Here is a 25,202-nt window from a genome sequence, read left to right on the forward strand (position 1 = left end):
AGATGCTGCGGTCCGAACCCATAGGGAAAACCCTTAGGCCCACGGTTGGGCCCAGTAAAACAGGCACTTTCGGACGGACCAATCTGCCGCGGACGCCGAATGCAGCGTCCAGGAACAACCAGTCAGTTTCAGACTAAAGTCGCCTGTAGCACGTCAAAGCCATCTGCCATCATTGCCGTTCACCCCCGCGTGTTCACTGCCTCCCGGTTCTTAACTGGTCCGGGACGGGAGCTATTTCTGGTTGTTTGCGCCTCTGCGCAATCGTTGTTCTGTTGGAGTTTTCAATGCGTCCCCCATTTCCCCTCATCACCCCGCGCCAGTCGCTTGGCTTCGGAGCCTTTGTGCTGTGCGCCGGTTTTACCGCGCAGGTCCAGGCCGGCGGTTTTTTCGAAGACACTACGGCGAAGATCGAGTCGCGCACGGTGTACTTCAACCGCGATTTCCGTGACGGGCATACCTCCAGTGATCAGGGCGCGTCCAAGCGCGAAGAGTCGGCGCAGGGTTTCATTCTCAATCTGCAATCGGGCTACACCGAAGGCACCGTCGGTTTCGGGATCGATGCGCTGGGCATGGCGGGATTCCAGCTCGATTCCAGCCCGGATCGCAGCAACAGCGGCTTGTTGCCGTCCAGCGGCGACAACCCGCGCGGCTCGAAAGGTCAGTACGCGAAAATGGGCCTGACCGCCAAGGTCAAAGTCTCGGACACGGTGCTGAAATACGGCGCACTGCTGCCGGATCTGCCGTTGCTCAAGTACAACGACGGTCGCCTGCTGCCGACCATGTTCAACGGTGCGATGCTGACCTCCAAAGAGGTAAAGGACCTGACCTTCATGGCCGCGCGTCTGGACAAGTACACCGCCCGGGACTCGAGCGATTCGCAAGACATCCGCGTGCACTGCAAGAACAAGCGCTATGCCTGCAACACCACCGCCGATCATTTCGACATGTACGGCTTCGACTACAAGATCAACGATCGCCTGACCGCGCAGTACCACTACGCCGAGCTGGAAGACATCTATCGCCAGCATTTCGTGGGGCTGTTGGCCAATCAGCCGCTGGGTGACGGCGTGTTGAAAGCCGATCTGCGTTTGCTGAAAAGCGCCGACAGCGGCGATGCCAAAGCGGGCTCCATCGACAACCGCGCCTTGAGCGGCATGCTGTCCTACGGCATCAGCGGTCACACTTTCAGCGCCGGCTGGCAGCGCATGAACGGCGACAATTCGATGCCGTATCTGGATGGCAGCAACCCGTATCTGGTGAACTACGTGCAGGTCAACGACTTCGCCGCCGCGCAGGAACGTTCCTGGCAGTTGCGTTACGACTATGACTTCAAGGCGATCGGCATCAACGGCCTGAGCTTCCTGACCCGTTACGTGAACGGTGATCACATCAAAGTTCCGGGCAGCGATCAGGAAGGCAAAGAGTGGGAACGCGACAGCGAGTTGAAGTACGTGATTCAGACCGGCACGTTCAAGGACGTCAGCCTGCGTTTGCGTAATGCGACGTACCGGACGAACTACGAGAAGTTTGCCCGGGACGTGGATGAGACCCGGTTGATTGTGAGTTACAACTTTTCGGTGTTGTAAATCCGCGCCAAAAAAAACCATCGCGAGTTAACTCGTGATGGTTTTTTTGGCTTGGGATCAGAGCCAATGCCAGAACCGGCTCCAGAACCCGCGATTCAAATCATCCTTGCACGCCGCGTATTGCTGGCCGTACATGTCCGAGCGGTTCTGCACCTTGCGCGCCACCGGCATCAGCCACGCCTTGCTGGCGTAGGTCTTCTGGCGAAAGCCGCCCCAGCCTTCGTGGTAGTTGAGGTACTGGTTGTAGGCGTCGTACTTGTACACGCCGTTGATCGAGGTGGTCTTGTCCATGTACCAGCCAACGAAGTCGATGGCGTCGTCGAAGTCTTCACGATCGGCGCCGTAGCGACCGGTGCTTTTCTGGTAATCGGCCCAGACTTCATCCTTGGCTTGGGCATAGCCCGAGGCCGTCGAAACCCGGCCCCACGGGATCACCCACAACAGGTATTTGCGCGGCGTCTTGGCGTCATAGCGGTAACCGGACTCCTGATACATGATCGCGAACGGCACCTGGATCGGTACGCCCCAGCGCTTTTGCGTGACTTGCGCCGCGTCGTACCAATCACTTTTTTCGCGGAAAATCTCGCAGAGGTTTTCCGGCGAACGCGGTGGCGATGTTCCGCAACCGGTCAGCAGTGCCGCCAATACCAACAGTCCAACCGTGCGCCGCGAATTCAAAAGCCGTCATCCCGTCGTGCAAAAAAGGGCGCCAGTCTACGCGGTCAGGTCAACTGGTGGCGATAAGGCAAATCCGGACCTGTTTTGCTGCATGTAAGGGCGGCAGCCTGTACGGCAAACCTGAGCATGGCGTCGATTTGTTCGCGGCCGAGGTGCTGAACACCCTCCACCGAATCCAGCTCATGCTCGGTCAGCCAGGTGATCAACGCGGCCTGGAAAGTATCCCCCGCGCCGACGGTATCGGCGATCTTCACTGAAGAGGCCGGCACCGACCATGAACCGTGAGCACGGCTGAACACGGTCGCGCCTTCACCGCCACGGGTCAGGAAAACCACCTGACAGCGATGCTGCAGCCAGCCTTCGATGACGCGTTGCGGATCCTGCTCGGGATACAACAGGCTCAAGTCCTCGTCGCTGACCTTGATCAGATCCGCCAGTTGCACCAGCGTGGCGATCCGCTCGCGCCACAGGTCGATGTTCGGCTCGGGGTTGAGGCGCACGTTCGGGTCGAGGCTGATCAGGCGTTTGCCGCTTTCACGCTGAATCAGCGCGAGCAGGGTATCGGCCACCGGTTGCACCACCAGCGAGAAGGAACCGAAGTGCAGGCCACGCACTTGCGGGCCCAGCGTCGGCAGATGTGCCTGACTCAACTGCCGGTCGGCGCAACCTTCGCCACGGAAGCTGTAATGGGGCGAGCCATTGGCGCCCACCGCGACCATCGCCAGGGTGGTCGGCGCGGCGAAATCCACCAGGTAATCCGGACGGACGCCTTCATCCTGCAGGACTTGATGCAAACGTCGGCCGAGGTAGTCGGTGGACAACCCGGCGAACAGCGCCGAGTCCACACCCAAACGGCGCAAACCCACCGCCACGTTGAACGGCGAGCCACCGGCAATGGCCTTGAAATTGACTTTCGATGCCTGCCCGCCGGCATCGTCTTCGCTGAAGAAATCGAACAGCGCTTCGCCACACACCAGGTACATAGTTGTTTGCTCTTTATAAGGTTGCGACATGCAGTCGATAGCGTTCATAGGCCTGCTGGAAGGCCGCGACATTCGCGGCAACCGGCAGGGTTTCACTGTTCAGGTCGAGCTTCACGCAGCGCTCGCACAGGTCGGCCAGGGTGTCTTCGTGGCCGTTCGACCACGACTTGCACCACGCCGCCTGAATCGCCGCGCCGAGGGCTGCGGCTTCGCTTTGCTCGGTGCAGATCACTGGGGTGTTCATGATGTCGGCGACGATCTGCCGCCATACCGCGCTTTTCGAACCACCGCCAATCAGGCAAATGCTGCGGCTTTGTAAACCATTCTGGCGCAACAGATCCAATCCATAACGTAGGCCGAAGGTGGTACCCTCGACGGCGGCGCGGCACAGATTGGCCTGGTTCAGGTTATCGATGGTCAGGCCGTGCACGCTGCCGGTGGCGTGGGGCAGGGGCGGCACGCGTTCGCCGTTGAGGAACGGCAACATGCTTACGCCTTCTGCGCCGATCGGAGCCTGGGCTACCAAAGCGTTGAAGGCGTCGAGATCGAGGTTGAACAGTTCTCGGATTGCGCCGGTGGCGTTGGTCAGGTTCATGGTACAGATCAACGGCAGCCAGCCGCCGCTTGACGAACAGAAGGTCGCGACCGACGCATCCGGGCTGACCTTCGGTGCCTCGGCGTAGGCGTACACCGTGCCGGAAGAACCGAGGCTCATGGTGATCGCCCCCGGCTGAATATTGCCGGTGCCGATGGCGCCCATCATGTTGTCGCCGCCACCGCTGGACACCAGCGCGCCGGGGTTGATGCCCAGCTGTTCGGCAATGGCGGGAAGGATCGTGCCGACCGCTTGATGGGCGTCGATCAGTTCCGGCAGCGCGGATTGTAGACGGCCGCTGGCGTCGATGTCGCGCAGCAGCTGCAAATCCCATTGGCGGGTGCGCACATTGAAATAGCCGGTGCCGGATGCATCGCCGTATTCGCTGCACGCACGACCGGTGAGCCAGAAATTCAGGTAGTCGTGGGGCAGCAGAACTCGCGCGATGCGGGAGAACACATTCGGATGCTGCTCCTTGGTCCACAACAGTTTGGACACGGTGTAGCCCGGCGCGATGACCACGCCGAGGCGTTCCAGCGAGCCTTGCTCACCGCCCAGATGAGCGAGCAGTTGATCGTTCTCTGGTGTGGTCTCCGTGTCGCACCAGAGCTTGGCCGGGCGCAGGACCTGGCCTTGGTCGTCAAGCAGTACCAGGCCGTGTTGTTGGCCGGAGACGCCGATGCCGAGGATCGACTGGCCGTCGACATTTGCCGCCAATAAAGCGCGACGGGTGCCGAGGGTGAAGGCTTCCAGCCATTGCGCGGTGTCTTGTTCGCGACGACCGTTGGCGCCGCTGATCATCGTGTGCGCGGCGGCGCCCTGGCCCAACACCTGACCGCTGGTGGCGTCGAGGATGATGGCTTTGGTGCCTTGGGTGCCGCAGTCGATGCCGAGGAATAGTTGTTGTTTGTGCATGGTGTGAACCTGTTGGTTTTTTGGCGACTTCTAAAGCCACCCCTCACCCCAACCCTCTCCCCAGAGGGGAGAGGGGGAAAGGGAGCAGATTTGTGTAGGTTTCAATTCCTGAGTTCGGCTCCGGACTTTCAGGTCGATGTACCTCGGATAAACACCTCGGTCGGCTCCCTCTCCCTCTGGGAGAGGGCTGGGGTGAGGGGCTTTTCACGCCAGAATACGCTCGAGAGTCCGAGTGACGCCTTCTTCTCGCAAGCTGTTCAGACACCACTCAAACGCCGCAACAAACTCTGGCGAACGCGGTATCGCCGTACCGAAGATTTCTTCAACCCCCAACAACCGCTCAGTGATCAAAGCATCCTCCGCCACCAACCCCTGACAGAACGCCGCCCGAGGATCCGGAACCGAGTAAGTGTCGCCATTCTCATCCACGCCCTTCAGGTAAAGGGCCCAGGCCGCCACCACCAAGGCCGCGCGTTTGGTCTCGCGCCCATCGGCAATCAACCGATTGATCGTCGGAATGGTGAACTTGGGAAACTTCGACGAGCCATCGGAGCAAACCCGTTCAAGCTGATCGGCAATCGCCTGATTGGAGAACCGCGCCACCAGCGTGTCCTTGTACTCGGTGAGGTCGATGCCCGGCACCGGCGCCAGCTGCGGAGTCACGTCCAGGTCCATATAGGCGCGCATGTAGCGCACGAACAGCGGGTCGTTCATGGTTTCGTGAACGAAGCGGTAACCCTTCAAAAAGCCCAGGTAAGTCAGCGCCAGATGGCTACCGTTGAGCAGTTTGATCTTCATCTCTTCGTAGGGGGAAACATCGTCGGTGAACTGCACGCCGACCTTTTCCCAGGCCGGGCGGCCGTTGACGAACTTGTCCTCCAGCACCCATTGCACAAACGGTTCGCAGACCACCGGCCAGGCGTCATCGACGGCGTGCTTGTCCGCCAGTTGCAGGCGATGGGCGATGCTGGTCATCGGCGTGATGCGATCGACCATGGCGTTGGGGAAGCTGACGTTGGCGTCGATCCAGTCGTGCAGGTCCGGATCCAGCGAAGCAGTAAAGGCCAACAGTGCCTTGCGGGTCACCGCGCCGTTGTGCGGCAGGTTATCGCACGACATCACCGTGAACGCCGGAGTGCCCGCCGCACGCCGCTTGGCCAACGCCGCACAGAGGAAACCGAACACGGTTTTCGGCTGTTGCGGGTTCGTCAGGTCGTGCTGAATCTGCGGCAGGTGCGCCATGAATTCGCCGTTGCTGTCGTCGATGCAATAACCGCCCTCGGTGATGGTCAGCGAGACGATGCGGATCTGCGGATCGGCGAGTTTGTCGATCAGCGCCTGGGCGCTGTCCTCGGCCAGCAGCATGTCGCGGATCGCGCCGATGACCCGGACTTCGGTGTCGTCGCTGTCGCCCAGTTCGAACAGGGTGAACAGGTAGTCCTGCTCCTTGAGATCGTCGCGGGCGCGGCGGTCTTCGGCGCGCAGGCCAACGCCGCAAATCGCCCAGTCCAGTGCTTCGCCGGTGTTCATCAGCGCATCGGTGTAATACGCCTGATGCGCGCGGTGGAAGCCGCCGACGCCAATGTGGGCGATGCCTTGGCGGGTGTCGCTGAGGCTGTAGGCCGGCAGTTTCACTTCGGCGGCCAGGCGGTTGAGGTTTTGCTGGTTCAGTTTCATCGGGTCAGTCTCGAAATCAGGCGGCCGCGCGCAACGGGCGGGTCAGCGCCACGCCGTTGGCATCGAACAGATGGCAGTGGGAGGCGTCCAGGTGCAGGTTCAGTTGTTCGCCGTAACGGCTCGCCAGATCACCGCGCACGCGCATGGTCAGGGCTTCGCCGGCGTTGGTCTTGACGTGGCAGAAGGTGTCGCTGCCCAGTCGTTCGCTGACGTCGGCGGTAACTTGCAGGGTGCAGTCGCCCGCTTGCGCCAGTTCCAGATGTTCCGGGCGAATACCGAGAGTCACGGCGCTGCCGACGCTCAGGTTCGACGCGTTGAACGGCAGGGTGATGCGGGTGCCGGCGTCCAGCGAGACTTCGCAGCTCGCGCCGTCGATACGGGCGATCTGGCCTTTGAGGAAACCCATTTTCGGCGTGCCGAGGAACCCGGCGACGAACAGGTTGGCGGGGTGGTGATACAGCTCCAGCGGCGAGCCGACCTGTTCGATCTTGCCGCCATTGAGCACCACGACCTTGTCGGCCATGGTCATGGCTTCGACCTGATCGTGGGTCACGTAGATCATCGTGGCTTTCAAATCTTTGTGCAGGCGCAGCAGTTCCAGACGCATCTGCACCCGCAAGGCGGCGTCGAGGTTGGACAGCGGCTCGTCGAACAGGAAGATTTTCGGGTTGCGCACGATCGCCCGGCCGATGGCCACGCGCTGACGCTGGCCGCCGGACAACTGTTTTGGCTTGCGCTCGAGCATCGGTCCGAGTTCGAGAATGCGCGCCGCTTCGCCGACTTTCTTCTCGACTTCAGCTTTCGGCACGCCGGCCAGATCGAGGGCGAACGACATGTTTTTCTTCACGGTCATGTGCGGGTACAGCGCGTAGGTCTGGAACACCATCGCCAGATCGCGCTTGGCCGGGCTGACTTCAGTGATGTCGCGCCCATCCAGTTCGATGGTGCCGCCGCTGACCTCTTCAAGGCCTGCGATCAGTCGCAACAGGGTGGATTTGCCGCAGCCCGACGGGCCGACGAAGACCACGAATTCCTTGTCGTTCACTTCAAGGTCGATGCCCTTGATGATGGAAAAACCTTCGAAGCCTTTTTGCAGATTCTTGATTTTCAGGTTGGCCATGGTGGCGCTCCTCTTGCGAATTCTTATTTGACGGCGCCGAACGACAGACCGCGCACCAGTTGTTTCTGGCTGATCCAGCCGAAGATCAGGATCGGCGCGCAGGCCAGCGTCGAGACGGCCGACAACTTGGCCCAGAACAATCCTTCGGGGCTTGAGTAGGAAGCGATCAGCGCGGTCAGTGGCGCGGCTTTGGACGAGGTCAGGTTCAGCGACCAGAACGCCTCGTTCCAGCACAGGATCAGCGACAGCAGCACGGTGGACGCGAGGCCACCCTTGGCGATCGGCAGCAGCACGCGGAGCATTTCCTGGGCGAGGGTGGCGCCGTCGAGGCGGGCGGCTTCGAGGATGTCCTTGGGAATGTCCTTGAAGTAGGTGTAAACCATCCAGACCACGATCGGCAGGTTGATCAGCGTGTAGATCACGATCAGCGCGATGCGCGTGTCGAGCAGGCCGAAACTCTTGGCCAGCAGGTAGATCGGCATCAGCACGCCCACCGGCGGCAGCATCTTGGTGGAGAGCATCCACAGCAGCGTGCCCTTGGTGCGCTGGGTTTCGTAGAACGCCATCGAGTAGGCCGCCGGCACCGCGATCAGCAGGCAAAGAGCCGTGGCGGTGAAGGAAATCACCACCGAGTTCCAGGCAAAACTGAAGTAATCGCTGCGCTCATTGATGTGCAGGTAGTTCTCCAGCGTCGGCGTGAAGATGAACTGCGGCGGCGTGGCGAAGGCGTCGATTTCGGTCTTGAAACTGGTCAGCACCATCCAGAAGATCGGGAAGAAAATGATGATCGCGATGGCCCAGGCCAGCGTGCCGAGCAGCAGGCTTTGCAGCCGGCGGGATTGTTGAAGAGTCATGGCAGGCCTCAGGCTTTGTCAGTCAGGTTTTTGCCGATCATCCGCACCAGAATGATCGCGGCGATGTTGGCGATGACCACGGCGATCAGGCCGCCGGCCGAGGCCATGCCGACGTCGAACTGCACCAGCGCCTGGTTGTAGATCAGGTAGGCGAGGTTGGTCGACGCGTAGCCGGGGCCACCGTTGGTTGTGGTGAAGATTTCGGCGAACACCGACAGCAGGAAGATGGTTTCGATCATCACCACCACGGCAATCGGCCGCGCCAGGTGCGGCAGGGTCAGGTGCCAGAAGATCGCGATCGGGCCAGCGCCATCGAGGCGCGCGGCTTCTTTCTGTTCCTGGTCGAGGGACTGCATGGCGGTCATCAGGATCAGGATCGCGAAGGGCAGCCATTGCCACGAGACAATGATGATGATCGACAGCAGCGGGTAGTGCGCCAGCCAGTCCACCGGCTGCGCGCCGAACAGTTTCCAGAGGTAGGCGAGGATCCCGGACACCGGATGGAAAATCAGGTTCTTCCAGATCAGCGCACCGACCGTGGGCATGATGAAGAACGGCGAAATCAGCATCACTCGCACGATGCCGCGACCGAAGAATTCGCTGGCTTCCAGCAACGCACTGATCAACACGCCGAACACCACGCTGATCAACAGCACGCTGCCTACCAGCAATAAGGTGTTGGTGGCACCGGGCATGAAGCCGGAGTCGGTCAGAAAGTAGGTGAAGTTTTCCAGCCCGACGAATTCGTTGGTGCCCGGGTCGAGCAGGTTGTAGCGGATCATCGAGAAATAGACGGTCATGCCCAGCGGCACGATCATCCACAGCAGCAACAGGGCCACCGAAGGGCTGACCAGGAACCAGCCGGGATTGGCCACGCGGCTTTTGCGCCGGGGCTGCGACAGGTCGATGTGGGCTTTGGCAGTTGAAGTATTCATGGTGATCACAACCGTTTTAAAAGGCAGACTCGATCCACTCTGGGAGCGAGCCTGTTCGCGATGAGGGTGGTCCATCCGCCACATTTATTGAGACCGGATTACCGCTATCGCGAGCAGGCTCGCTCCCACATGGAAATGCGCAGGATTACTTCGGATAACCCGCGCGCTTCATCTCGCGTTCGGTGGTTTGCTGGGCGGCGGTCAGCGCTTGGTCGACCGTGGTCTGGCCGATCAGTGCGGCGGAGAACAGCTTGCCGACCTGTGTGCCGATCCCCTGAAACTCGGGAATGGTCACCAGTTGAATGCCGATGTACGGCACGGGTTTGAGGGTCGGTTTGCTCGGATCGGCCGCTTTCAGCGATTCCAGCGTGACCTTGGCAAACGGTGCGGCGCTCATGTAAGCGTCGCTGTAGGTCGAGGCGCGGGTGCCCGGCGGAACGTTGGCGATGCCGTCGGTCTTGGCGACCAGTTCGCCGTACTCTTTGGAGGTAGCCCAGGCGCTGAATTGCTTGGCGGCGTCCTTGGCCTTGGAGCTGGTCGGAATCGCCAGCGCCCACGAGTACAGCCAGGCCGAGCCTTTGTCGGTGACCTGATGCGGCGCGTAGGTGAAGCCGACGTGATCGGCGACCTTGCTTTGGGTCTTGTCGGTGACGAACGAGCCGGCGACGCTGGCATCGACCCAGATCGCGCATTTGCCGCTGTTGAACAGGGCGAGGTTCTCGTTGAAACCGTTGCTGGAGGCGCCCGGCGGGCCGGATTTCTTCATGGTGTCGACATAGAAGTTCAGCGCGTTTTTCCATTCCGGACCGCTGAATTCCGGTTTCCATTGCTCATCGAACCAGCGCGCGCCATAGGCGTTGGCCACGGTGGTGATCAGCGCCATGTTCTCGCCCCAGCCGGCCTTGCCACGCAGGCAGATGCCGTATTGTTCCTTGTCCTTATTGGTGAGTTTCTCGGCGAAGCCGGCGATCTGCTCCCAGGTCGGACGCTCCGGCATGGTCAGGCCGGCGTCCTTGAACAGGTCGGTGCGGTAGTAGGTGATCGAGCTCTCGGCGTAAAACGGCAGGGCGTACAGCGAACCCTTGACTGACAGGCCTTCGCGTACGGACGGGAACACATCATCGAGGGCGTAGCTGGCCGGCAGATCCTTCATCGGCTCCAGCCAACCCTTGGCACCCCAGAGTGCGGCTTCGTACATGCCGATGGTCAACACGTCGAACTGACCGCCCTGGGTGGCGATGTCGGTGGTCAGGCGCTGACGCAGGACGTTTTCTTCCAGCACCACCCAATTGAGCTTGATGTCCGGATGCTCGGTCTCGAAGGTTTTCGAGAGCTTTTGCATGCGGATCATGTCGCTGTTATTGACGGTGGCGATGGTCAGGGTCTGGGCGCCAAGGCTGACGCTGCTGAGGGTCATGCAGGTGAGGGCCAGCAGAGCTTTTGCAGTGGGTTGCATCGTGCACTCCTTTTCTGCACCCGGCGGGGGGCAGAAGGACAGTTATTGTTTTTGTGTTCTTCCGGCGGGGGAAGAATGTGCACTGATTACAGCCTTCTGACGCAGGGCTGACAAATCATCCCTAGCACTTGAATCGATACTTTTTTGCACTCGGGATTGGCGCGATAACCGCAGGGAAGGGCGTTTCAGCAGGGCGAAGGGCGCGAAACCGTACAGATTTTCCTGCTCAGCCGTGGTTTTGCTCGGTCAGGCGCTGCACCACCAGCCGCCGGTAATGCGATGGCGTCATGCCTTTGAGCTGCTGAAAGCGCCGATTGAAATTGGAAATATTGTTGAAGCCCGACTCGAAACACACCTCGGTCACCGGTTTGTCGCCATCGGCCAGTAACTCGCAGGATTTGCTGATGCGCAGGCGATTGACGAATTCGATGAAATTGCGCCCGGTGGCCTGCTTGAACACGCGGCTGAAATAGGTGGGTTTCATGCCCAGGTGCTCGGCGACTTCCTCAAGGGGTAGCTCGCGGGCGTAGTGGGCGAAGATGTAATCCACCGCGCGGTTGGTGCGGTCGATGTTGTGCTCGTCGGCCAGTTGCGGGGTGGTTGCGCCGGACAGCAGTTGGTAGTCGTCGCACGCCGCCAGCAATTCCATCAGGATGAAAAAGTGCCCGAGACGGGTGATGCCGGTTGAATCGGCGATGCGTTGCATCAGGGTCATGGCCTGGCGAATTGTCTGCGGCGAGCGGAATTCGATGCCGTACTGCGCACGTTCGAGCAGCGGTGCCAGGGTCTTGAGTTCGGCGAATACCTGATGGCCGCTTTCGAACAGTTCATCGGTGAAGTTGACCAGCATGTCGCGTTTCTCGACCACTTCATCTTCGGCCACCTGGCTGATCCAGTTATGCGGCAGATTCGGGCCGGTCAGGAACAGGGTCTGTGGATAGAAGTTGCCGATGTAGTCGCCGATGAACACCTTGCCCGAACTGGCGACGATCAGGTGCAGTTCGTACTCCTTGTGAAAATGCCAGCGCACCAGCGGGCAGGGGAAACCGTGCTGGCGATAGATGATGGACAACCCGTTGTGGTCATCCATCAGCTCATAAGAAGGGTCAGTCACGCGGGCTGTTCGGGTCATGGCAGAGCGCTTTTATTGTTATCGCCCGGTGATCATGCCTCGTTCCTCGTCGGTTGCGCCAGTTTCCATTGCCGCTCAGAGCGCCCGTTCTCGGGCTTTCATCAAGTTGGCAATCCGGCAAATCTCTACCAGGTCCGACTCTTCGATGAAGTCGACATTGATGATATTGCACTTCAATGCCCAGTCACTTTTGTCCAGATCGAACCATTCGTTCAACTGGTCATGGATGTCGACGGGACCGCCCAGGTAGGTATAACTGGTGGCGGACAACGACCAGGGACGCCAGGAGCCCGGTGGATTCTGCATGACACTACCGATGAACGCCCTCAGCTCGTCAGGCGTAGTCGTATCGGTGCCTGACCACTTATGGCTTACATAATCGTGGAATATCGTGTGATCAAGTTCTATGCCTGGACCGGCAGCGAACACTCGCTGTTGCGGGCTGGCGCGCTTCAGCTCCCGCAGGCTCAGGGCCGCGTTCCAGCGCGGGATCAGTCGATGCCCGAGAAAACTGCTCATTATTTTATTGAAGTAGTCGTGGTCGAAGTCTTTGCCATCAAGTTTGTGGAAATCAAGAACAATGAACTCGTCAGGGTTTTTTTGCAGAAAAAGTTCTACGTCGTTGATCAGTTGCCCTAATGTCCGAGAGTTTCGAAAACCATTATGGTGAAGAATGAATTTTTTTGGACCTTCCGCACTGGCTTCATAGCTCAGGCGAATATCCAGCGCTCTGGAACCATGGTGCAGTTGGGCGTAAAAGGTATCGTGCTGACATACCAGCCAATGGCGAGGCGGGCCGAAGATTGGGTAGTCGGCGCGCCAGTCACTGCCTGCGTTGTGGGTGCCGGGCAATGTCAGTTCAGCGATTGTCAGTGTATCAATGGCGGGCGTTGAGCCCATCCAGTTATTGTTGCTCATTTATGTATCCTGCGTGATTTAAAGAGTTGTTGGCAATTCAATTTTTTATTTGAATGGCGCTTGCAGGATGTTTATAGCGTTTAACTTTTTTAATGGCTATTGGTGGACTGATGCAAGTTGTTGGTGATTGTTTTTATAATTTTCCGTCATCTCATTTGTTCCGGTTTTTTGCTTCGATCCACTGCGCCATGTACTGAGTACTTTTGTGTGCGTGATGACGCAACATACTGCCTGTGAAGTTGTTTTTTCTGAGTTGCGCCAGATGTTCACGGCAGTATTTTATTTTCTCAATAAGGGCAGGACCATGAATCGCTTGTTGATAGCGATCACGCAATAGCGTGCTGCCTTGAGTTTGAGCGGTTTGCCACAGCCCTTCGTCCTTGTACAGCTGAACCGCTGCATCGGCGAACGCCCGCGCCGACTGCGTCACGGCTCCTGGCCAGAGATGATCCGTGTGCATACCTTCAGCACCGATCGGCGTCGTCACGCTGGGCGTTCCGCAGAGCATGGCATCGATCAGCTTGCCCTTGATGCCAGCGCCGAAACGCAGGGGGGCCAGGCAAACCCGGGCATCGGACATGACCTGCAATGCATCCTCCGCCCAGTTCATGATGTGAAAACCCTGGGACGCATTGTGCAGCGCTGTTGCCTTGGGCGGCGTATACGCGCCGTAGACATGTAATTGTGCCTTGGGCAGTTGATCGCGAATCAGCGGCCAGACTGTCGTCTTCAGCCACAGAACGGCGTCCCAGTTCGGGGCGTGACGGAAATTGCCGATACTGAGGAAGTGCGCGCGCTCCTCGAAGGGTTTTGACGGTGTGCCGAGTGGTTCGACCATCAACGGACACCAGTGCAACAACTCCGGTGGCAGCTTGAACTGTTGCACCAGCAACTCGATTTCCACTGGCGAGATCATCAGGTTCAGATCGCAACGATAAAGCGCGGCGATCTCGCGCTTGGCCAGATCGGTTTCGGCCATCAGTTCGAACTCTTCGGCGAGCGCCGGGGCAAACAATCCTCGGAAATCGTTGGCGTCGTCGCTGAGCTTCAGTCGATCTTTCAAGCGCTGGTGTCGAGCATGCCGCAGGCTCTGCAGGTCCGACGTTTCCAGAACGCGCAAGGCAGCGGGGCAGTGTTTCTCCACTCGCCAACCGAACTGTTCTTCGATCATGAACTGGTCGAACAACACGATGTCCGGGGCCAGTTCACTGATAAACACATCGAAACTGCTGTTGTTCAGTTCGATCGGTACTTCGTGAATGCCCAGCGCAGTCAGATCGGCGCGGTGCTCACCGGTACCGGCCGGGCTGGCAAAGGTAACTTGCCAGCCTTGTCGCAGGAACGTCTCGAGAATCTGCATCACATGTCCGCTCGCGGCGGAGGAGCGAGGTTCCGGCCAGACGTAACCAATGACGAGGACTTTGGTTGCGGGCTGACTCATGAGTAACGATTCCTGGGACAAAGGGACAAAAAAAGGCGCGCGAATTAGAACACAATGCGCGCGCCTGCCAATCCGCTTTTTATCAGATCGGTGCCTTGCTCAGTTTGAGTCGCAACGAGCCGTCGATGAAGCCAAGCCTGTTGGTGTTTTTCAAGCCGTTCTGAATGCGAGCGAGATTGAGCAAGAACGTTTCCCGGTGTGTCCGTGCCTGATCGAGCATTGATACCGCCAGTGAGTAGGAATCGGCGTTGAGCAATGCCGGATGCTTTTTAACGAGCGACGGCAGCGTATTTTCGATAAGCCCCAACAACTCGAAGCCCTCATCATGAGTGGCCCGGAAATGCGGATTGGAAAGGTTTTTAGGGTGCGCTTTGTGAGCATCCTTGGCGAAATCCAGCAATCCGGCCACGTCCATATCGGCAGGCCCGGCGCCGGCCTGTTTCAATTGCCCGTAATACAAGTCCAGTGTGTCCGGCGCGCCGTGAGCCATTTCATGAACCAACACATCTCCAATCCGGCCATCGTCGTACTTGGCCATACGGTAATAGTCGTCCAGTCCGTCGGGGTAGATCACCAGAAATCGCTCCGGAGGGTTTTTCAAGTACGAGCCGTCGAGGACGCTGGCCTTCCAGCGCCTGTAAACCGGCGGCCGCAACGCAGCGTTGGCTTCCGAGCCTTTTTTGAACGACATGTTGGCAAGCGTGACGTAATCCAGATCGTTGCGCATGTTGTGCAAATTGGCTTTCACATGCCTGAGTACTTCATCGGAATCATTGCCAAAGACGTGCTTGAGCACCGCGCGCATGTCAGCGTTGTCGTTATCCAGGAGCATCAGAACAGCATTATCGAGTTTTGATTTGGCTGTCGGCAGGGCTCTTTTCACATAGGCCCGGGTATAACTGAAGGGTTTCGAGCGACCGAAGAGTCGGCGAAGCGGCGCCAAGGGCGAGGCTTTAAGGTTTCTCAACTTGGGTCCCCAGGCACCGCCAACCCTGTGATTCAGTGCATACCAGTCACTGTTTCGCTGAAGTGCCAACAGACTGACCGCATCCCCCGGATTATTCGCAGCCTTCCAGGTACCCTGAAACAGGTCTGATTTCTGCGCAGCCTTGACCAGATCGTAGGATTGCGCGCTTCCAGTCAGTTTGCGCAACTGGCCGGTGGCGGTTTCCAGAGTGTTCAGCCCGTATTTGCTCAGAAGCAGCACGCCCTTTTTGGCCAGGCGCCCACCTTGCACAGCCAACGTCGGCAACCCGTCCAGCGGGTTGAAAATGGACACCGAAAAATGCGCCCCTGCCTTGGCAATGCTCAGAGCCTTGGCGGTCGTCGAGGTGGTCTTGCCGGCGATGCCGGCAATTGTGGCACCGAAACCGACAACCAGTCCCAGCAACGCCAGACCGTCGAGAATGCAGCCGCCGATGCCCTCGGTTACTTGAGACGCGTCGCCGGATCGCAGGTCCTCTATACATTTCTTGAAAGGCACGATGACATTGATGATGGCTTCATTCACCTGATCATTTTCGGCGCGTATTTGCTGCAGTTCGGTCTTTGCGTACAACGATGAATACAGTTCGTCACGAGTGGCCACCGGGTGATTGCCCAGTACCCCCTGCGCCAAGGATTGGAAGGCTGCGGAAAAGAAAAGCGGAACCGGATGCACTGCCTCGGACGTCAGGGTGAAATGCCAAAGCTTTTCCACGACCGCGCCAGACTTCACACCGTGTTTCGGCTCGCTGCCATTGAGATAGGCATCGAGGTCAAGAGGCCATTGGCGCTCGAGTTTTTTGGGCTGAAAGTCCGTGTCCGCGCCTTTGTAGGACAGTGAAGGCTCTTCATACACAACCCCGGTGGAACGCAACATGTCGGCCAGCTCCGGACGCTCGCGACAAAGTCCCCTGAGAGAGAACAGTTCATAACAATGGAATGCCTTACCGTTTTGGCAGCCCAGAATAATGCCGTAACGCCCCTTGGCAGCATTGCGATGGCGTTGGGTTTCTTCAAATGGATTGAGCGTGTTTACCGACTTTCGAACGGTATATAACGTGATGAAACCATTGGCCAGCATTGTCCTGTCACGTTTGGGCAAGTTTGACACTGCCATTTTGATGATGGACTGGAGGCTCTTCTGCAAAGTTTGATGGTATTGCTCAAAAACCTCGTCGAACAGCGAGTCGATTGGTTCCAGTTCGCCGAGCCGTGAGAAGGCGTTAGCGGGGGGATTGAATGCCTCGGTGGTTATGAACTTGTCCGTCAACTTGCCGGCAACGACCAGATCACCTGACAGGTAGAGGTCGAGAATCGAAACACGGAGTCTCTCTATTTTTGAATGTTCGCCGTTTGCATTACTCAGGCTGACAGGATGATAAAGCAGTAACCATTCCAGAATGTTGCGTTCACCCAATGACGGGTCGAACCTGGCTTTGAATACTCGTTGTTCAAGATAATCGCCTGCCGGCAAAACGCGTTTCAGCGCTTGCAGTGCCAACTCCCGTCGATCAGGCGGAACAACCGAAATACCTGTTTCGACTTCATTCAATGCTTCGGCATATTCGCTGAAACGGTTGGCGGCGATGATGAAGGCATCTACGTCATATTCATTTTCCGTCGTCGCAGGCAAGACACCGTTGAGCATTGCCCACTGGATAACCGGTGTGATGGTTGCCAGTTCGTGCATCGCACGTTGAGCGCTACTGACGGGCGCCAGTTCAGAAAATGCCTTCACCCGGGCGTAGGTCATCAGGCGCGAAGCGCCGGGCGCAGCGAGCTCAATCAGTGCGACCGCCTGGGACAGAATGACCCAGCCAGGCTTGCCGATCGTCAATTCGACGGGCATTTGCTGAACGAGGAACTGGGGTGCCGCGCCTGCCAGCAACAGGTGTGCGGCCAAAGGCCCCAGTTCAGGTTCCAGCTGCGTTTCGACGATCAGTTGTTTTTCAAATGCCTGTACCACCTGCGAAGGGGTCCTCAAAGCATTGTCCGGTTGATACAGAGCAAACCCGGCGATTGTTTTCGCATGCCGTTCGACATCGACTTTCAGATCCAGAATCAACGCGGTGGCTGCCAGACATTTGATTTGTCGTTTCGCCACTTCCCGGTCAGCTTGTTCCAGGTGCCATTGCAGCCGCTGATGCAGAACTTCACCCAGCATCCTGGCTTTCGGCGAATCGAGAAAGCGTTCCAGGTAGTCGGCCGCGCGTTCGCGCCGACCAACTTCAGGCACCTGGCGCAGATCGTCCGTTGCAATGAACTTCAACAGACTGGACTGACCTTGCGTGAGTTCGTCAGTGACCAGCGTGATGGTTTTGCGTGCCTCTGCCGACAGGTGAAAAGGCGAGTCGACGGGTTCCCCCAGCAATTGATAAAAGTCGGCTGTATCCGGGCTTTGCGGAATTTCGAACTGAAGAAACTCGACCAGATTACGCACTTGTTCAACATTGCCGGGCAGGGTGTATTCATGAAAGCGAAGCCACTGATCGACTGCAAAAAACTCCCCGGAAAAAACACAGCCGCCGGTTTTTACCGCGCAGTCCCCCAACATCAGGATGTCATTGAGCAAGTCGGTGCTAATGGCGGGGTCGTTGGTGATATCAACCCATCCATCCTTGATCAGGATCCTGAGTCTGGCCTGCTCATCAATACAGACAACAGTGTCATCAGGCAGGGAATGTTTCTGCGCAAGGAAAGCAAAGTCCTCGGTTTCAAGCATCTTTGACAAAGCGACGCGGGCAAATTCCAGGGCATTATCAAACGTCGTGCCGGACAAACGGGGCACCGTGGTGTCGCGCAAGTCGATGAGTTCAGTGTCCGGGCGTTTTCCTGCAAGGGTAGAGAGGCTTGAAGCAATGCTGGATTTTTCTGTTTGATCAAGCTTGCGACGCGAGGCAACATTCCCGAAATCGAATGCAGCGTCGTCTATATCCAGCAGGCTTGTGCCCTGTGCAAGTTGCATAAGCAATTTATCCTTGATTTATATTCTGAATTAGTTGTCCTCGGCAGTTATGCAAAAGTTGGTGGTGCGTAAAAAACACAACTACGGAACGGCCGCAGAATAGTTTTGTTCTGCGGCTGATGAACAGTTGTAGTTGGTTTCAAAGTTGGTCAGGGCAGACCCGGGATCCGCCCTTTGAATAGTTCGGGAATGGAAGTTGAAACTTTCAGGAACACTCAAGTACGGCTTTGACTTTGTCTCGTAACTGATCGATTGAAAACGGCTTGCCGATCACATGCATGTCCGCCGGCACTTCAATGGCCTCGGCATAACCACTGGCAAACAAAATCGGCAGGGCCGGGCGAATGTTGCGAGCTTCGGTGGCCAGTTGGCGGCCATCCATGATCGGCAGACCAACGTCAGTCATCATCAGGTCGATGTGCTGATTCACATCCTTGAGGATGTCCAGTGCCTGCTCGCTGCCATCCGCCTCCAGAACCTTGAACTCCAATTCCTCCAGCACGTCGACGATCAGCATGCGCACGATGGCATCGTCTTCTACTACAAGGATGGTGGACACAGGGCTGGACATAATGGCGGCTCTCAAGAATGGGGGGTGGGGCGCCGGTCGATCAAAAATGCCGGGCTCTTGCATGAGTAAGTGGCGCATGGCCACAAGTTCCCGAGTGGATACAAAAAAGAATAGGCGCAAACGGGCGGGCAAGGATACCTGTTGGCCCGCGATTCGGCGTAGGCAAATGTAGGAAAACAGTACTAAAGCAGTGAGAAAAATGGATCCATACCGCCGTTTTGGGGCAAACTCCCTGGTTTTCAACAGTTCGACAAGGCTGCCACATGTCCTCTCCGTCTTCGGTTGATGAGCAACGGTTCCGCAAACTCCTGAGCCGCAACGTCAGTTTGCCGTTGGGCGTCGGCGTCATCAGTGCCGTGTTCTTCGTTTCGCTGATCACCTATTTGTTGTCGGTTATCCAGTGGGTGGAGCACACCGACCGGGTGATCAATAACGCCAACGAAGCGGTGAAACTCACCGTGGATCTGGAAACCGGCATGCGCGGGTATCTGCTCAGCGGCGACGAGCATTTCCTCGATCCGTACGAGACGGCCAAGCCTCGCATTGCTGTGGCTCTGAATACCTTGCTCGAACTGACTGCCGACAATCCGGCTCAAACCGACCGCCTGCGTCGTCTTCAGGCGCTGCAAACCGAGTGGGCGACGTATGCGCAGTCGATGATCGATCTGCAACGCGCGAGCGGTGATTACAAGTCCGCGGTCAAAGCGGGGAAGGGCAAGCGCCTGACCGACGAAATACGTAAACAGTTCGAAGATGTAATTGAAACCGAACAGTTGCTGCGTGCTTCACGCAACGAAGACGTGCGCCGCACCACGATCTGGAGCATCAGCCTTTATCTGCTGTTTGTGGCCGGTATCAGCGGTCTGCTGGCCTATGTCGGTCGGCGCGATCTGGTCAACCTGTCGCAAAGCTATGGCGCGACCCTGGCGGCGCAAGAGGCCAGTGCAAAACGTCTGGAACAGCAAGCCTGGTTGCGCAACGGCCAGACCCAGCTCGCCGAGCAAGTGCTGGGGCAACTGACGGTCAATCTGCTGGGGCGCAATATTCTGCAATTCTGCGCCCAGTATCTCGGCAGCGCCGTGGCCGCGTTGTATGTGCGCGAGGAACATGGCGGCCTCAAACGCGTTGCGACTTATGGCTTCTCCCGCGAACAGGAACAACAGAACCAATCGATCTACAGCGAAGAAGGTCTGGTCGGGCAGGTCGCTCAGCAGGCGCGGTTGATTCGTCTCGATTCGGTGCCGTCCGACTACTTCAAGGTCAGTTCCGGCTTGGGCGAAGGCCTGCCGCACAGTGTGCTGGTGGTGCCTACCAGTGATGACGAACGAGTCAACGGCGTGATTGAGCTCGGTTTCCTGCGTCCGCTCACCGATCGCGATGTGGCGCTGCTGGAATTGATCGCCGGCAACATTGGTACGTCCATCGAAGCGGCGCGTTATCGCCAACGTTTGCAGGAAGTACTGGCCGAAACCCAGCAGCTCAACGAAGAGTTGCAGGTGCAGCAGGAAGAGCTGAAAACCGCCAACGAAGAGCTGGAAGAACAGTCGCGGATTCTCAAGGAATCCCAGGCGCATCTGGAAACCCAGCAAGTCGAGCTGGAGCAGACCAACGAACAATTGGCCGAACAGGCCCAGACCCTGGCCGAGCAGCGCGACGCCATGGATCAGAAGAACACCGAGCTCAATCAGGCGCAGGTGCAGCTCGAAGAACGCGCCGAAGAGTTGCAGCGTTCGAGCAAGTACAAATCCGAATTCCTCGCCAACATGTCCCACGAACTGCGCACGCCGCTGAACAGTTCGCTGATCCTGGCCAAGCTGCTGGCGGAAAACCCGCAGGAAAACCTCAGCGCCGAGCAGGTCAAGTTTGCCGAGTCGATCTATTCCGCCGGCAACGACCTGCTCAACCTGATCAACGACATTCTCGATATTTCCAAGGTGGAAGCCGGCAAGCTCGAAGTGATGCCGGAAAACACCAGTGTCGCGCGCCTGGCCGACGGTTTGCGCGGGATGTTCGAACCGCTGGCGGCAGACAAGCAACTCGCATTCAGTGTCCAGTTGCAGCCCGATGCGCCGAGTACGTTGTTCACCGACCGCCAGCGTCTGGAACAGGTGATCAAGAACCTGCTTTCCAACGCGGTGAAATTTACCGAAAACGGCGCAGTCAGCCTGACCATCGCCGGCCAGCCAGACGATTGCATCGCCTTTATCGTGCGCGATTCGGGTATCGGGATCGCGGCAGACCAGCAGGAAAGCATTTTCGAAGCCTTCCGCCAGGCCGACGGCACCACCAACCGCAAATACGGCGGCACTGGCTTGGGCCTGTCGATTTCCCGGGATCTGGCGACGTTGTTGGGCGGCTCGATCAGCGTCAGCAGTACGCCGGGGCAGGGCAGTGTCTTCACCCTGGTGCTGCCGCAGCACTACCGCGAACCGGGCGACGCGCCTGTCGCGCCGCTGACGTTCAGCCCGCCAGCAGCAGCTCCGGTCATGGCCTCCGCTGTAGTGGTTTCGCCGCTGGCCTCTGTCGAGATTCCGCGCTTCAACGATGACCGCGATAAAGCGCCGTTCAATAGCCGCTGCATTCTGGTGGTGGAGGACGAAGCGAATTTCGCCCATATCCTCTACGACCTGGCCCATGAACTGGGTTATCAGTGCCTGGTCGCCCACGGTGCCGATGAAGGTTATGACCTGGCGAAAGAGTTCGTGCCGGACGCGATCCTGCTGGACATGCGCCTGCCGGATCACTCGGGCCTGACCGTTTTGCAACGCCTGAAAGAACACGCCGAAACCCGGCATATCCCGGTGCACGTGATTTCCGTGGAGGACCGCGTCGAAGCGGCGATGCACATGGGTGCCATCGGTTACGCGGTGAAACCGACCACCCGCGAAGAGCTCAAGGACGTGTTCGCCCGTCTTGAAGCGAAGCTGACCCAGAAGGTCAAACGCGTGCTGCTGGTTGAGGACGATGATCTGCAACGGGAAAGCATCGCCCGCCTGATTGGCGACGACGACATCGAAATCACTGCCGTGGGCCTGGCGCAGGACGCGCTGGAACTGCTGCGCACGACGATCTTCGACTGCATGGTCATCGACCTGAAGCTGCCGGACATGCTCGGCAATGATCTGCTCAAGCGTATGTCCACCGAGGACATCTGCTCGTTCCCGCCGGTCATCGTCTATACCGGGCGTAACCTGACCCGCGACGAAGAGGCCGAACTGCGCAAGTATTCGCGTTCGATCATCATCAAGGGCGCCCGCTCGCCAGAACGTCTGCTGGACGAGGTCACACTCTTTCTGCACAAAGTCGAATCGCAGTTGTCCCATGAACGGCAGAAGATGCTCAAGACCGCCCGCAGCCGCGACAAGGTCTTCGAAGGCCGTAAAGTGCTGCTGGTGGACGACGATGTACGCAACATCTTCGCCCTGACCAGTGCGCTGGAAACCAAGGGTGCAGTCGTGGTGATCGGCCGTAACGGTCGTGAAGCGATTGAAAAACTGAATGAAGTCGAGGACATCGACCTGGTGCTGATGGACGTGATGATGCCGGAAATGGATGGTTATGAAGCCACCATGGAAATCCGCAAGGATCCGCGCTGGCGCAAGCTGCCGATCATCGCGGTGACGGCCAAGGCCATGAAGGACGATCAGGAGCGCTGCCTGCAGGCGGGCGCCAATGATTATTTGGCCAAGCCCATCGACCTGGATCGCCTGTTCTCGCTGATTCGCGTGTGGTTACCCAAGATGGAACGCATTTAGTGGAACGTAGTCATCCCGTTGAACGGAACAGTGAAATCGAACTGCGATTGCTGATCGAGGCGATTTATCTCAAGTACAGCTACGATTTTCGCGATTACTCCGGCGCGTCGATCAAGCGCCGCGTGCAGCACGCATTGAGCCAGTTCGAATGCGCGACCATCTCGGCCTTGCAGGAGAAAGTCCTGCACGACCCGACGGCGTTCATGCAGTTGCTGCAACTGCTGACGATTCCGGTCAGCGAGATGTTCCGCGATCCGTCGCACTTCCTGGCGATCCGTCAGGAGGTGGTGCCCCTGCTCAAGACCTATCCGTCGATCAAGATCTGGATCGCCGGTTGCAGTACCGGCGAGGAGGTCTACTCGATGGCGATTCTGCTGCGCGAGGAAGGCCTGCTCGACCGCACGATCATCTACGCCACCGACATCAACCCGCGCTCGCTGGACAAGGCCAAGCAGGGGATCTTTTCGATGGAAAACGTGCGCGCCTACACCGCCAACTACCAGCAGGCCGGCGGCCAGCGCTCGTTCGCCGACTACTACACTGCTGCCTATGGCTACGCGATTTTCGACAAGAGCCTGTGCGAAAACGTGACCTTCGCCGATCACAGCCTGGCGACCGATAGTGTATTCTCCGAAACTCAATTAATTTCGTGTCGTAACGTGTTGATTTACTTCAATAAAAAACTTCAGGATCGAGCGTTCGGGTTGTTCCATGAATCGTTGTGCCACCGTGGATTCCTGGTATTGGGCAGCAAGGAAACTTTGGATTTTTCCGGCTACTCCAACCAGTTCGAGCCGCTGGTGAAACAAGAACGGATCTACCGCAAATCATGAACAGTGCAGCGGATTTGCCTCGGGTCGAGGCGATTGTGGTCGGAGCTTCCGCCGGTGGCGTCGAGGCTTTGCTGACGATGCTCGGTTCCTTGAGGGCCGGGTTCGGACTGCCGATCATTATCGTGCTGCATCTGCCGGAAGAGCGCCGCAGTCAGCTCGCCGAGGTGTTTGCCCGGCGAGTGGCGCTGCCGGTGGCAGAAGCCATCGACAAGCAGGACATCACACCGGGCACCGTGTACTTCGCGACGCCGGGTTATCACCTGTCGGTGGAGCAGGACTTCAGCCTGTCGCTGAGCCTTGAAGACCGCCTGCATCATTCGCGGCCTTCGATCGACTTCCTGTTCGAATCCGCCGCCGATGCCTACGGGCCGGCGCTGGCCGCCGTGTTGCTGACCGGCGCCAACCACGATGGCGCGCGGGGCCTGGCGCAAGTCAAACGCCTGGGCGGCCTGACCATCGTGCAGGACCCCGACGAGGCGCAGGTCGCCACCATGCCTCGCGCGGCACTGAAAACGCATCAACCGGATTACATACTTCCCATACACGGCATCGGCCGTCTGCTTGTCGAGCTGGAACGAATCGCATGCTGAGTAATATCCAGGCAAAACTGCTGATCGTCGACGATCTGCCCGAGAACCTGCTGGCCCTCGAAGCGCTGATCAAACGCGAAGACCGCACCGTCTATAAAGCGTTATCGGCGGACGAAGCGCTGTCGCTGCTGCTGCAACACGAATTCGCCATGGCCATTCTCGACGTGCAGATGCCCGGCATGAACGGCTTCGAACTGGCCGAGCTGATGCGCGGCACCGAGAAAACCAAGAACATCCCGATCATCTTCGTCAGCGCTGCCGGCCGTGAACTCAATTACGCGTTCAAGGGCTATGAAAGCGGCGCGGTAGACTTCCTGCACAAACCGCTGGATATCCACGCGGTGAAGAGCAAGGTCAATGTCTTCGTCGACCTTTACCGCCAGAGCAAGGCGATGAAGCAACAGGTCGAAGCCCTCGAGCAGAGCCGCCGCGAACAGGAAGCGCTGTTGCTGCAACTGCAAAGCACCCAGGGCGAACTGGAGCAAGCGGTACGCATGCGCGACGATTTCATGTCGATCGTCGCCCACGAAGTGCGTACGCCGCTTAACGGCCTTATCCTCGAAACCCAACTGCGCAAGATGCACCTGGCTCGGGACAACGCCGCCGCGTTCACCCTCGACAAGATGCACGCCATGGTCGACCGCGACGAGCGCCAGATCAAAAGCCTGATCCGCTTGATCGAGGACATGCTCGACGTGTCGCGGATCCGCACCGGCAAGCTGTCGATCCGACCGAGTCGCTTCGACCTCGCGCAGCTGGTGGGCAGTCTGCTGGAGAATTTCGCCCAACAGATCGAGGCCGCCGAGACTGAGGTCAGTTTCACTGCCGCCGAACCGGTGGAAGGCCAGTGGGACGAATTCCGCATTGAGCAGGTGGTGTCGAACCTGCTGACCAACGCCTTGCGTTATGGCGGTAAAAGTCCGATCCAGGTACGGGTCTATCGCGAAGGCAATGAAGCCCGGGTTGAAGTTCAGGATCAGGGCATCGGCATCAGCGAGGAGAACCAGAAACGCATTTTTCAACAGTTCGAACGGGTTTCCGCCAAAACGGTGGTGGCCGGCCTCGGGCTGGGGCTGTTCATCTCCGAGCAGATCGTCGCCGCCCATGGCGGCTCCATCGTCGTCGAAAGCAAGATCAACGAGGGCGCCCTGTTTCGCGTTTGTCTGCCGCTCCAGGAAAACGGCAAAACAAACGCAACCTCTGAGTGACCACAC

Annotated in this window: 18 protein-coding genes; 5 read left to right on the forward strand and 13 right to left on the reverse strand. The window is 58.3% G+C overall.

All coding sequences use genetic code 11. From position 1 onward, the window contains the following. The first annotated feature begins 284 nt into the window (after window positions 1-284). The gene (locus QRN46_RS15515) at window positions 285-1,586 is read left to right on the forward strand and encodes an OprD family porin (RefSeq protein ID WP_285355693.1); all 1,302 of its coding nucleotides are present in this window, start codon (window positions 285-287) and stop codon (window positions 1,584-1,586) included. A gap of 57 nt (window positions 1,587-1,643) precedes the next feature. On the opposite strand, the gene QRN46_RS15520 is transcribed toward QRN46_RS15515, so the two are convergent. The 13 genes from QRN46_RS15520 to QRN46_RS15580 form a co-directional block, all read right to left on the reverse strand. Next, window positions 1,644-2,264 carry a transglycosylase SLT domain-containing protein gene (locus QRN46_RS15520; RefSeq protein ID WP_285355695.1) on the reverse strand — a complete coding sequence of 207 codons (621 nt, stop codon included), beginning with the start codon at window positions 2,262-2,264 and terminating at the stop codon, window positions 1,644-1,646. A 44-nt stretch (window positions 2,265-2,308) separates the two neighbouring features. Continuing rightward, a complete protein-coding gene (locus QRN46_RS15525) occupies window positions 2,309-3,247 on the reverse strand; it encodes a carbohydrate kinase family protein (protein ID WP_207864352.1) in 939 nt (312 codons plus the stop codon). A 13-nt stretch (window positions 3,248-3,260) separates the two neighbouring features. Further along, window positions 3,261-4,757: a xylulokinase gene (xylB, locus tag QRN46_RS15530; RefSeq protein ID WP_285355700.1), complete on the reverse strand. Its 1,497-nt coding sequence runs from the start codon at window positions 4,755-4,757 to the stop codon at window positions 3,261-3,263. Window positions 4,758-4,961: 204 nt separating this feature from the next. Next, window positions 4,962-6,434 carry a mannitol dehydrogenase family protein gene (locus QRN46_RS15535; protein ID WP_011334051.1) on the reverse strand — a complete coding sequence of 491 codons (1,473 nt, stop codon included), beginning with the start codon at window positions 6,432-6,434 and terminating at the stop codon, window positions 4,962-4,964. 16 nt (window positions 6,435-6,450) lie between these two features. Beyond that, window positions 6,451-7,554 carry an ABC transporter ATP-binding protein gene (locus QRN46_RS15540; protein WP_041475265.1) on the reverse strand — a complete coding sequence of 368 codons (1,104 nt, stop codon included), beginning with the start codon at window positions 7,552-7,554 and terminating at the stop codon, window positions 6,451-6,453. Window positions 7,555-7,577: 23 nt separating this feature from the next. After that, window positions 7,578-8,408: a carbohydrate ABC transporter permease gene (locus QRN46_RS15545; protein WP_285355704.1), complete on the reverse strand. Its 831-nt coding sequence runs from the start codon at window positions 8,406-8,408 to the stop codon at window positions 7,578-7,580. A gap of 8 nt (window positions 8,409-8,416) precedes the next feature. Continuing rightward, window positions 8,417-9,343, reverse strand: a complete 927-nt coding sequence (locus tag QRN46_RS15550; RefSeq protein WP_011334053.1) for a carbohydrate ABC transporter permease — start codon at window positions 9,341-9,343, stop codon at window positions 8,417-8,419. 145 nt (window positions 9,344-9,488) lie between these two features. After that, complete coding sequence (locus tag QRN46_RS15555; protein ID WP_221614688.1) at window positions 9,489-10,799, reverse strand: ABC transporter substrate-binding protein; 1,311 nt, start codon at window positions 10,797-10,799, stop codon at window positions 9,489-9,491. 226 nt (window positions 10,800-11,025) lie between these two features. After that, entirely contained in the window at window positions 11,026-11,931 is a 906-nt protein-coding gene (locus QRN46_RS15560) for an AraC family transcriptional regulator (protein WP_011334055.1), read from the reverse strand. 75 nt (window positions 11,932-12,006) lie between these two features. After that, window positions 12,007-12,849, reverse strand: coding sequence for a phosphatidylinositol-specific phospholipase C domain-containing protein (locus tag QRN46_RS15565; protein ID WP_285355709.1), 843 nt, complete (start codon window positions 12,847-12,849; stop codon window positions 12,007-12,009). Window positions 12,850-13,000: 151 nt separating this feature from the next. Next, window positions 13,001-14,290, reverse strand: a complete 1,290-nt coding sequence (locus tag QRN46_RS15570; RefSeq protein ID WP_221614686.1) for a glycosyltransferase — start codon at window positions 14,288-14,290, stop codon at window positions 13,001-13,003. An 82-nt stretch (window positions 14,291-14,372) separates the two neighbouring features. Next, window positions 14,373-18,239, reverse strand: a complete 3,867-nt coding sequence (locus QRN46_RS15575) for a hypothetical protein (protein WP_285355712.1) — start codon at window positions 18,237-18,239, stop codon at window positions 14,373-14,375. A 205-nt stretch (window positions 18,240-18,444) separates the two neighbouring features. Continuing rightward, a complete protein-coding gene (locus QRN46_RS15580; RefSeq protein WP_201818378.1) occupies window positions 18,445-18,810 on the reverse strand; it encodes a response regulator in 366 nt (121 codons plus the stop codon). A gap of 263 nt (window positions 18,811-19,073) precedes the next feature. Between QRN46_RS15580 and QRN46_RS15585 the strand changes: the two genes are divergently transcribed. The 4 genes from QRN46_RS15585 to QRN46_RS15600 are packed head-to-tail and all read left to right on the forward strand — an operon-like array spanning window position 19,074 to window position 25,196. Then, window positions 19,074-22,565 carry a response regulator gene (locus QRN46_RS15585; protein ID WP_221614684.1) on the forward strand — a complete coding sequence of 1,164 codons (3,492 nt, stop codon included), beginning with the start codon at window positions 19,074-19,076 and terminating at the stop codon, window positions 22,563-22,565. Then, a complete protein-coding gene (locus QRN46_RS15590; RefSeq protein WP_221614683.1) occupies window positions 22,565-23,398 on the forward strand; it encodes a CheR family methyltransferase in 834 nt (277 codons plus the stop codon). Before QRN46_RS15585 ends, QRN46_RS15590 begins: the two co-directional genes overlap by 1 nt. Further along, complete coding sequence (locus tag QRN46_RS15595; RefSeq protein WP_011334062.1) at window positions 23,395-23,988, forward strand: chemotaxis protein CheB; 594 nt, start codon at window positions 23,395-23,397, stop codon at window positions 23,986-23,988. The genes QRN46_RS15590 and QRN46_RS15595 overlap by 4 nt, the downstream gene beginning before the upstream one ends. Further along, entirely contained in the window at window positions 23,982-25,196 is a 1,215-nt protein-coding gene (locus QRN46_RS15600; RefSeq protein ID WP_011334063.1) for a hybrid sensor histidine kinase/response regulator, read from the forward strand. Before QRN46_RS15595 ends, QRN46_RS15600 begins: the two co-directional genes overlap by 7 nt. The last annotated feature ends 6 nt before the right edge of the window (window positions 25,197-25,202 follow it).

It is taken from the genome of Pseudomonas sp. lyk4-R2A-10 (genome assembly GCF_030209075.1).
Classification (GTDB): domain Bacteria; phylum Pseudomonadota; class Gammaproteobacteria; order Pseudomonadales; family Pseudomonadaceae; genus Aquipseudomonas; species Aquipseudomonas glycinae.

Excerpts from the sequence above, each read along its gene's own strand:
- QRN46_RS15515 (WP_285355693.1), top strand. The coding sequence starts at position 285 with ATGCGTCCCCCATTTCCCCTCATCACCCCGCGCCAGTCGCTTGGCTTC.
- QRN46_RS15525 (WP_207864352.1), bottom strand. The coding sequence starts at position 3,247 with ATGTACCTGGTGTGTGGCGAAGCGCTGTTCGATTTCTTCAGCGAAGAC.
- xylB (WP_285355700.1), bottom strand. The coding sequence starts at position 4,757 with ATGCACAAACAACAACTATTCCTCGGCATCGACTGCGGCACCCAAGGC.
- QRN46_RS15535 (WP_011334051.1), bottom strand. The coding sequence starts at position 6,434 with ATGAAACTGAACCAGCAAAACCTCAACCGCCTGGCCGCCGAAGTGAAA.
- QRN46_RS15540 (WP_041475265.1), bottom strand. The coding sequence starts at position 7,554 with ATGGCCAACCTGAAAATCAAGAATCTGCAAAAAGGCTTCGAAGGTTTT.
- QRN46_RS15545 (WP_285355704.1), bottom strand. The coding sequence starts at position 8,408 with ATGACTCTTCAACAATCCCGCCGGCTGCAAAGCCTGCTGCTCGGCACG.
- QRN46_RS15550 (WP_011334053.1), bottom strand. The coding sequence starts at position 9,343 with ATGAATACTTCAACTGCCAAAGCCCACATCGACCTGTCGCAGCCCCGG.
- QRN46_RS15555 (WP_221614688.1), bottom strand. The coding sequence starts at position 10,799 with ATGCAACCCACTGCAAAAGCTCTGCTGGCCCTCACCTGCATGACCCTC.
- QRN46_RS15560 (WP_011334055.1), bottom strand. The coding sequence starts at position 11,931 with ATGACCCGAACAGCCCGCGTGACTGACCCTTCTTATGAGCTGATGGAT.
- QRN46_RS15565 (WP_285355709.1), bottom strand. The coding sequence starts at position 12,849 with ATGAGCAACAATAACTGGATGGGCTCAACGCCCGCCATTGATACACTG.
- QRN46_RS15570 (WP_221614686.1), bottom strand. The coding sequence starts at position 14,290 with ATGAGTCAGCCCGCAACCAAAGTCCTCGTCATTGGTTACGTCTGGCCG.
- QRN46_RS15575 (WP_285355712.1), bottom strand. The coding sequence starts at position 18,239 with ATGCAACTTGCACAGGGCACAAGCCTGCTGGATATAGACGACGCTGCA.
- QRN46_RS15580 (WP_201818378.1), bottom strand. The coding sequence starts at position 18,810 with ATGTCCAGCCCTGTGTCCACCATCCTTGTAGTAGAAGACGATGCCATC.
- QRN46_RS15585 (WP_221614684.1), top strand. The coding sequence starts at position 19,074 with ATGTCCTCTCCGTCTTCGGTTGATGAGCAACGGTTCCGCAAACTCCTG.
- QRN46_RS15595 (WP_011334062.1), top strand. The coding sequence starts at position 23,395 with ATGAACAGTGCAGCGGATTTGCCTCGGGTCGAGGCGATTGTGGTCGGA.
- QRN46_RS15600 (WP_011334063.1), top strand. The coding sequence starts at position 23,982 with ATGCTGAGTAATATCCAGGCAAAACTGCTGATCGTCGACGATCTGCCC.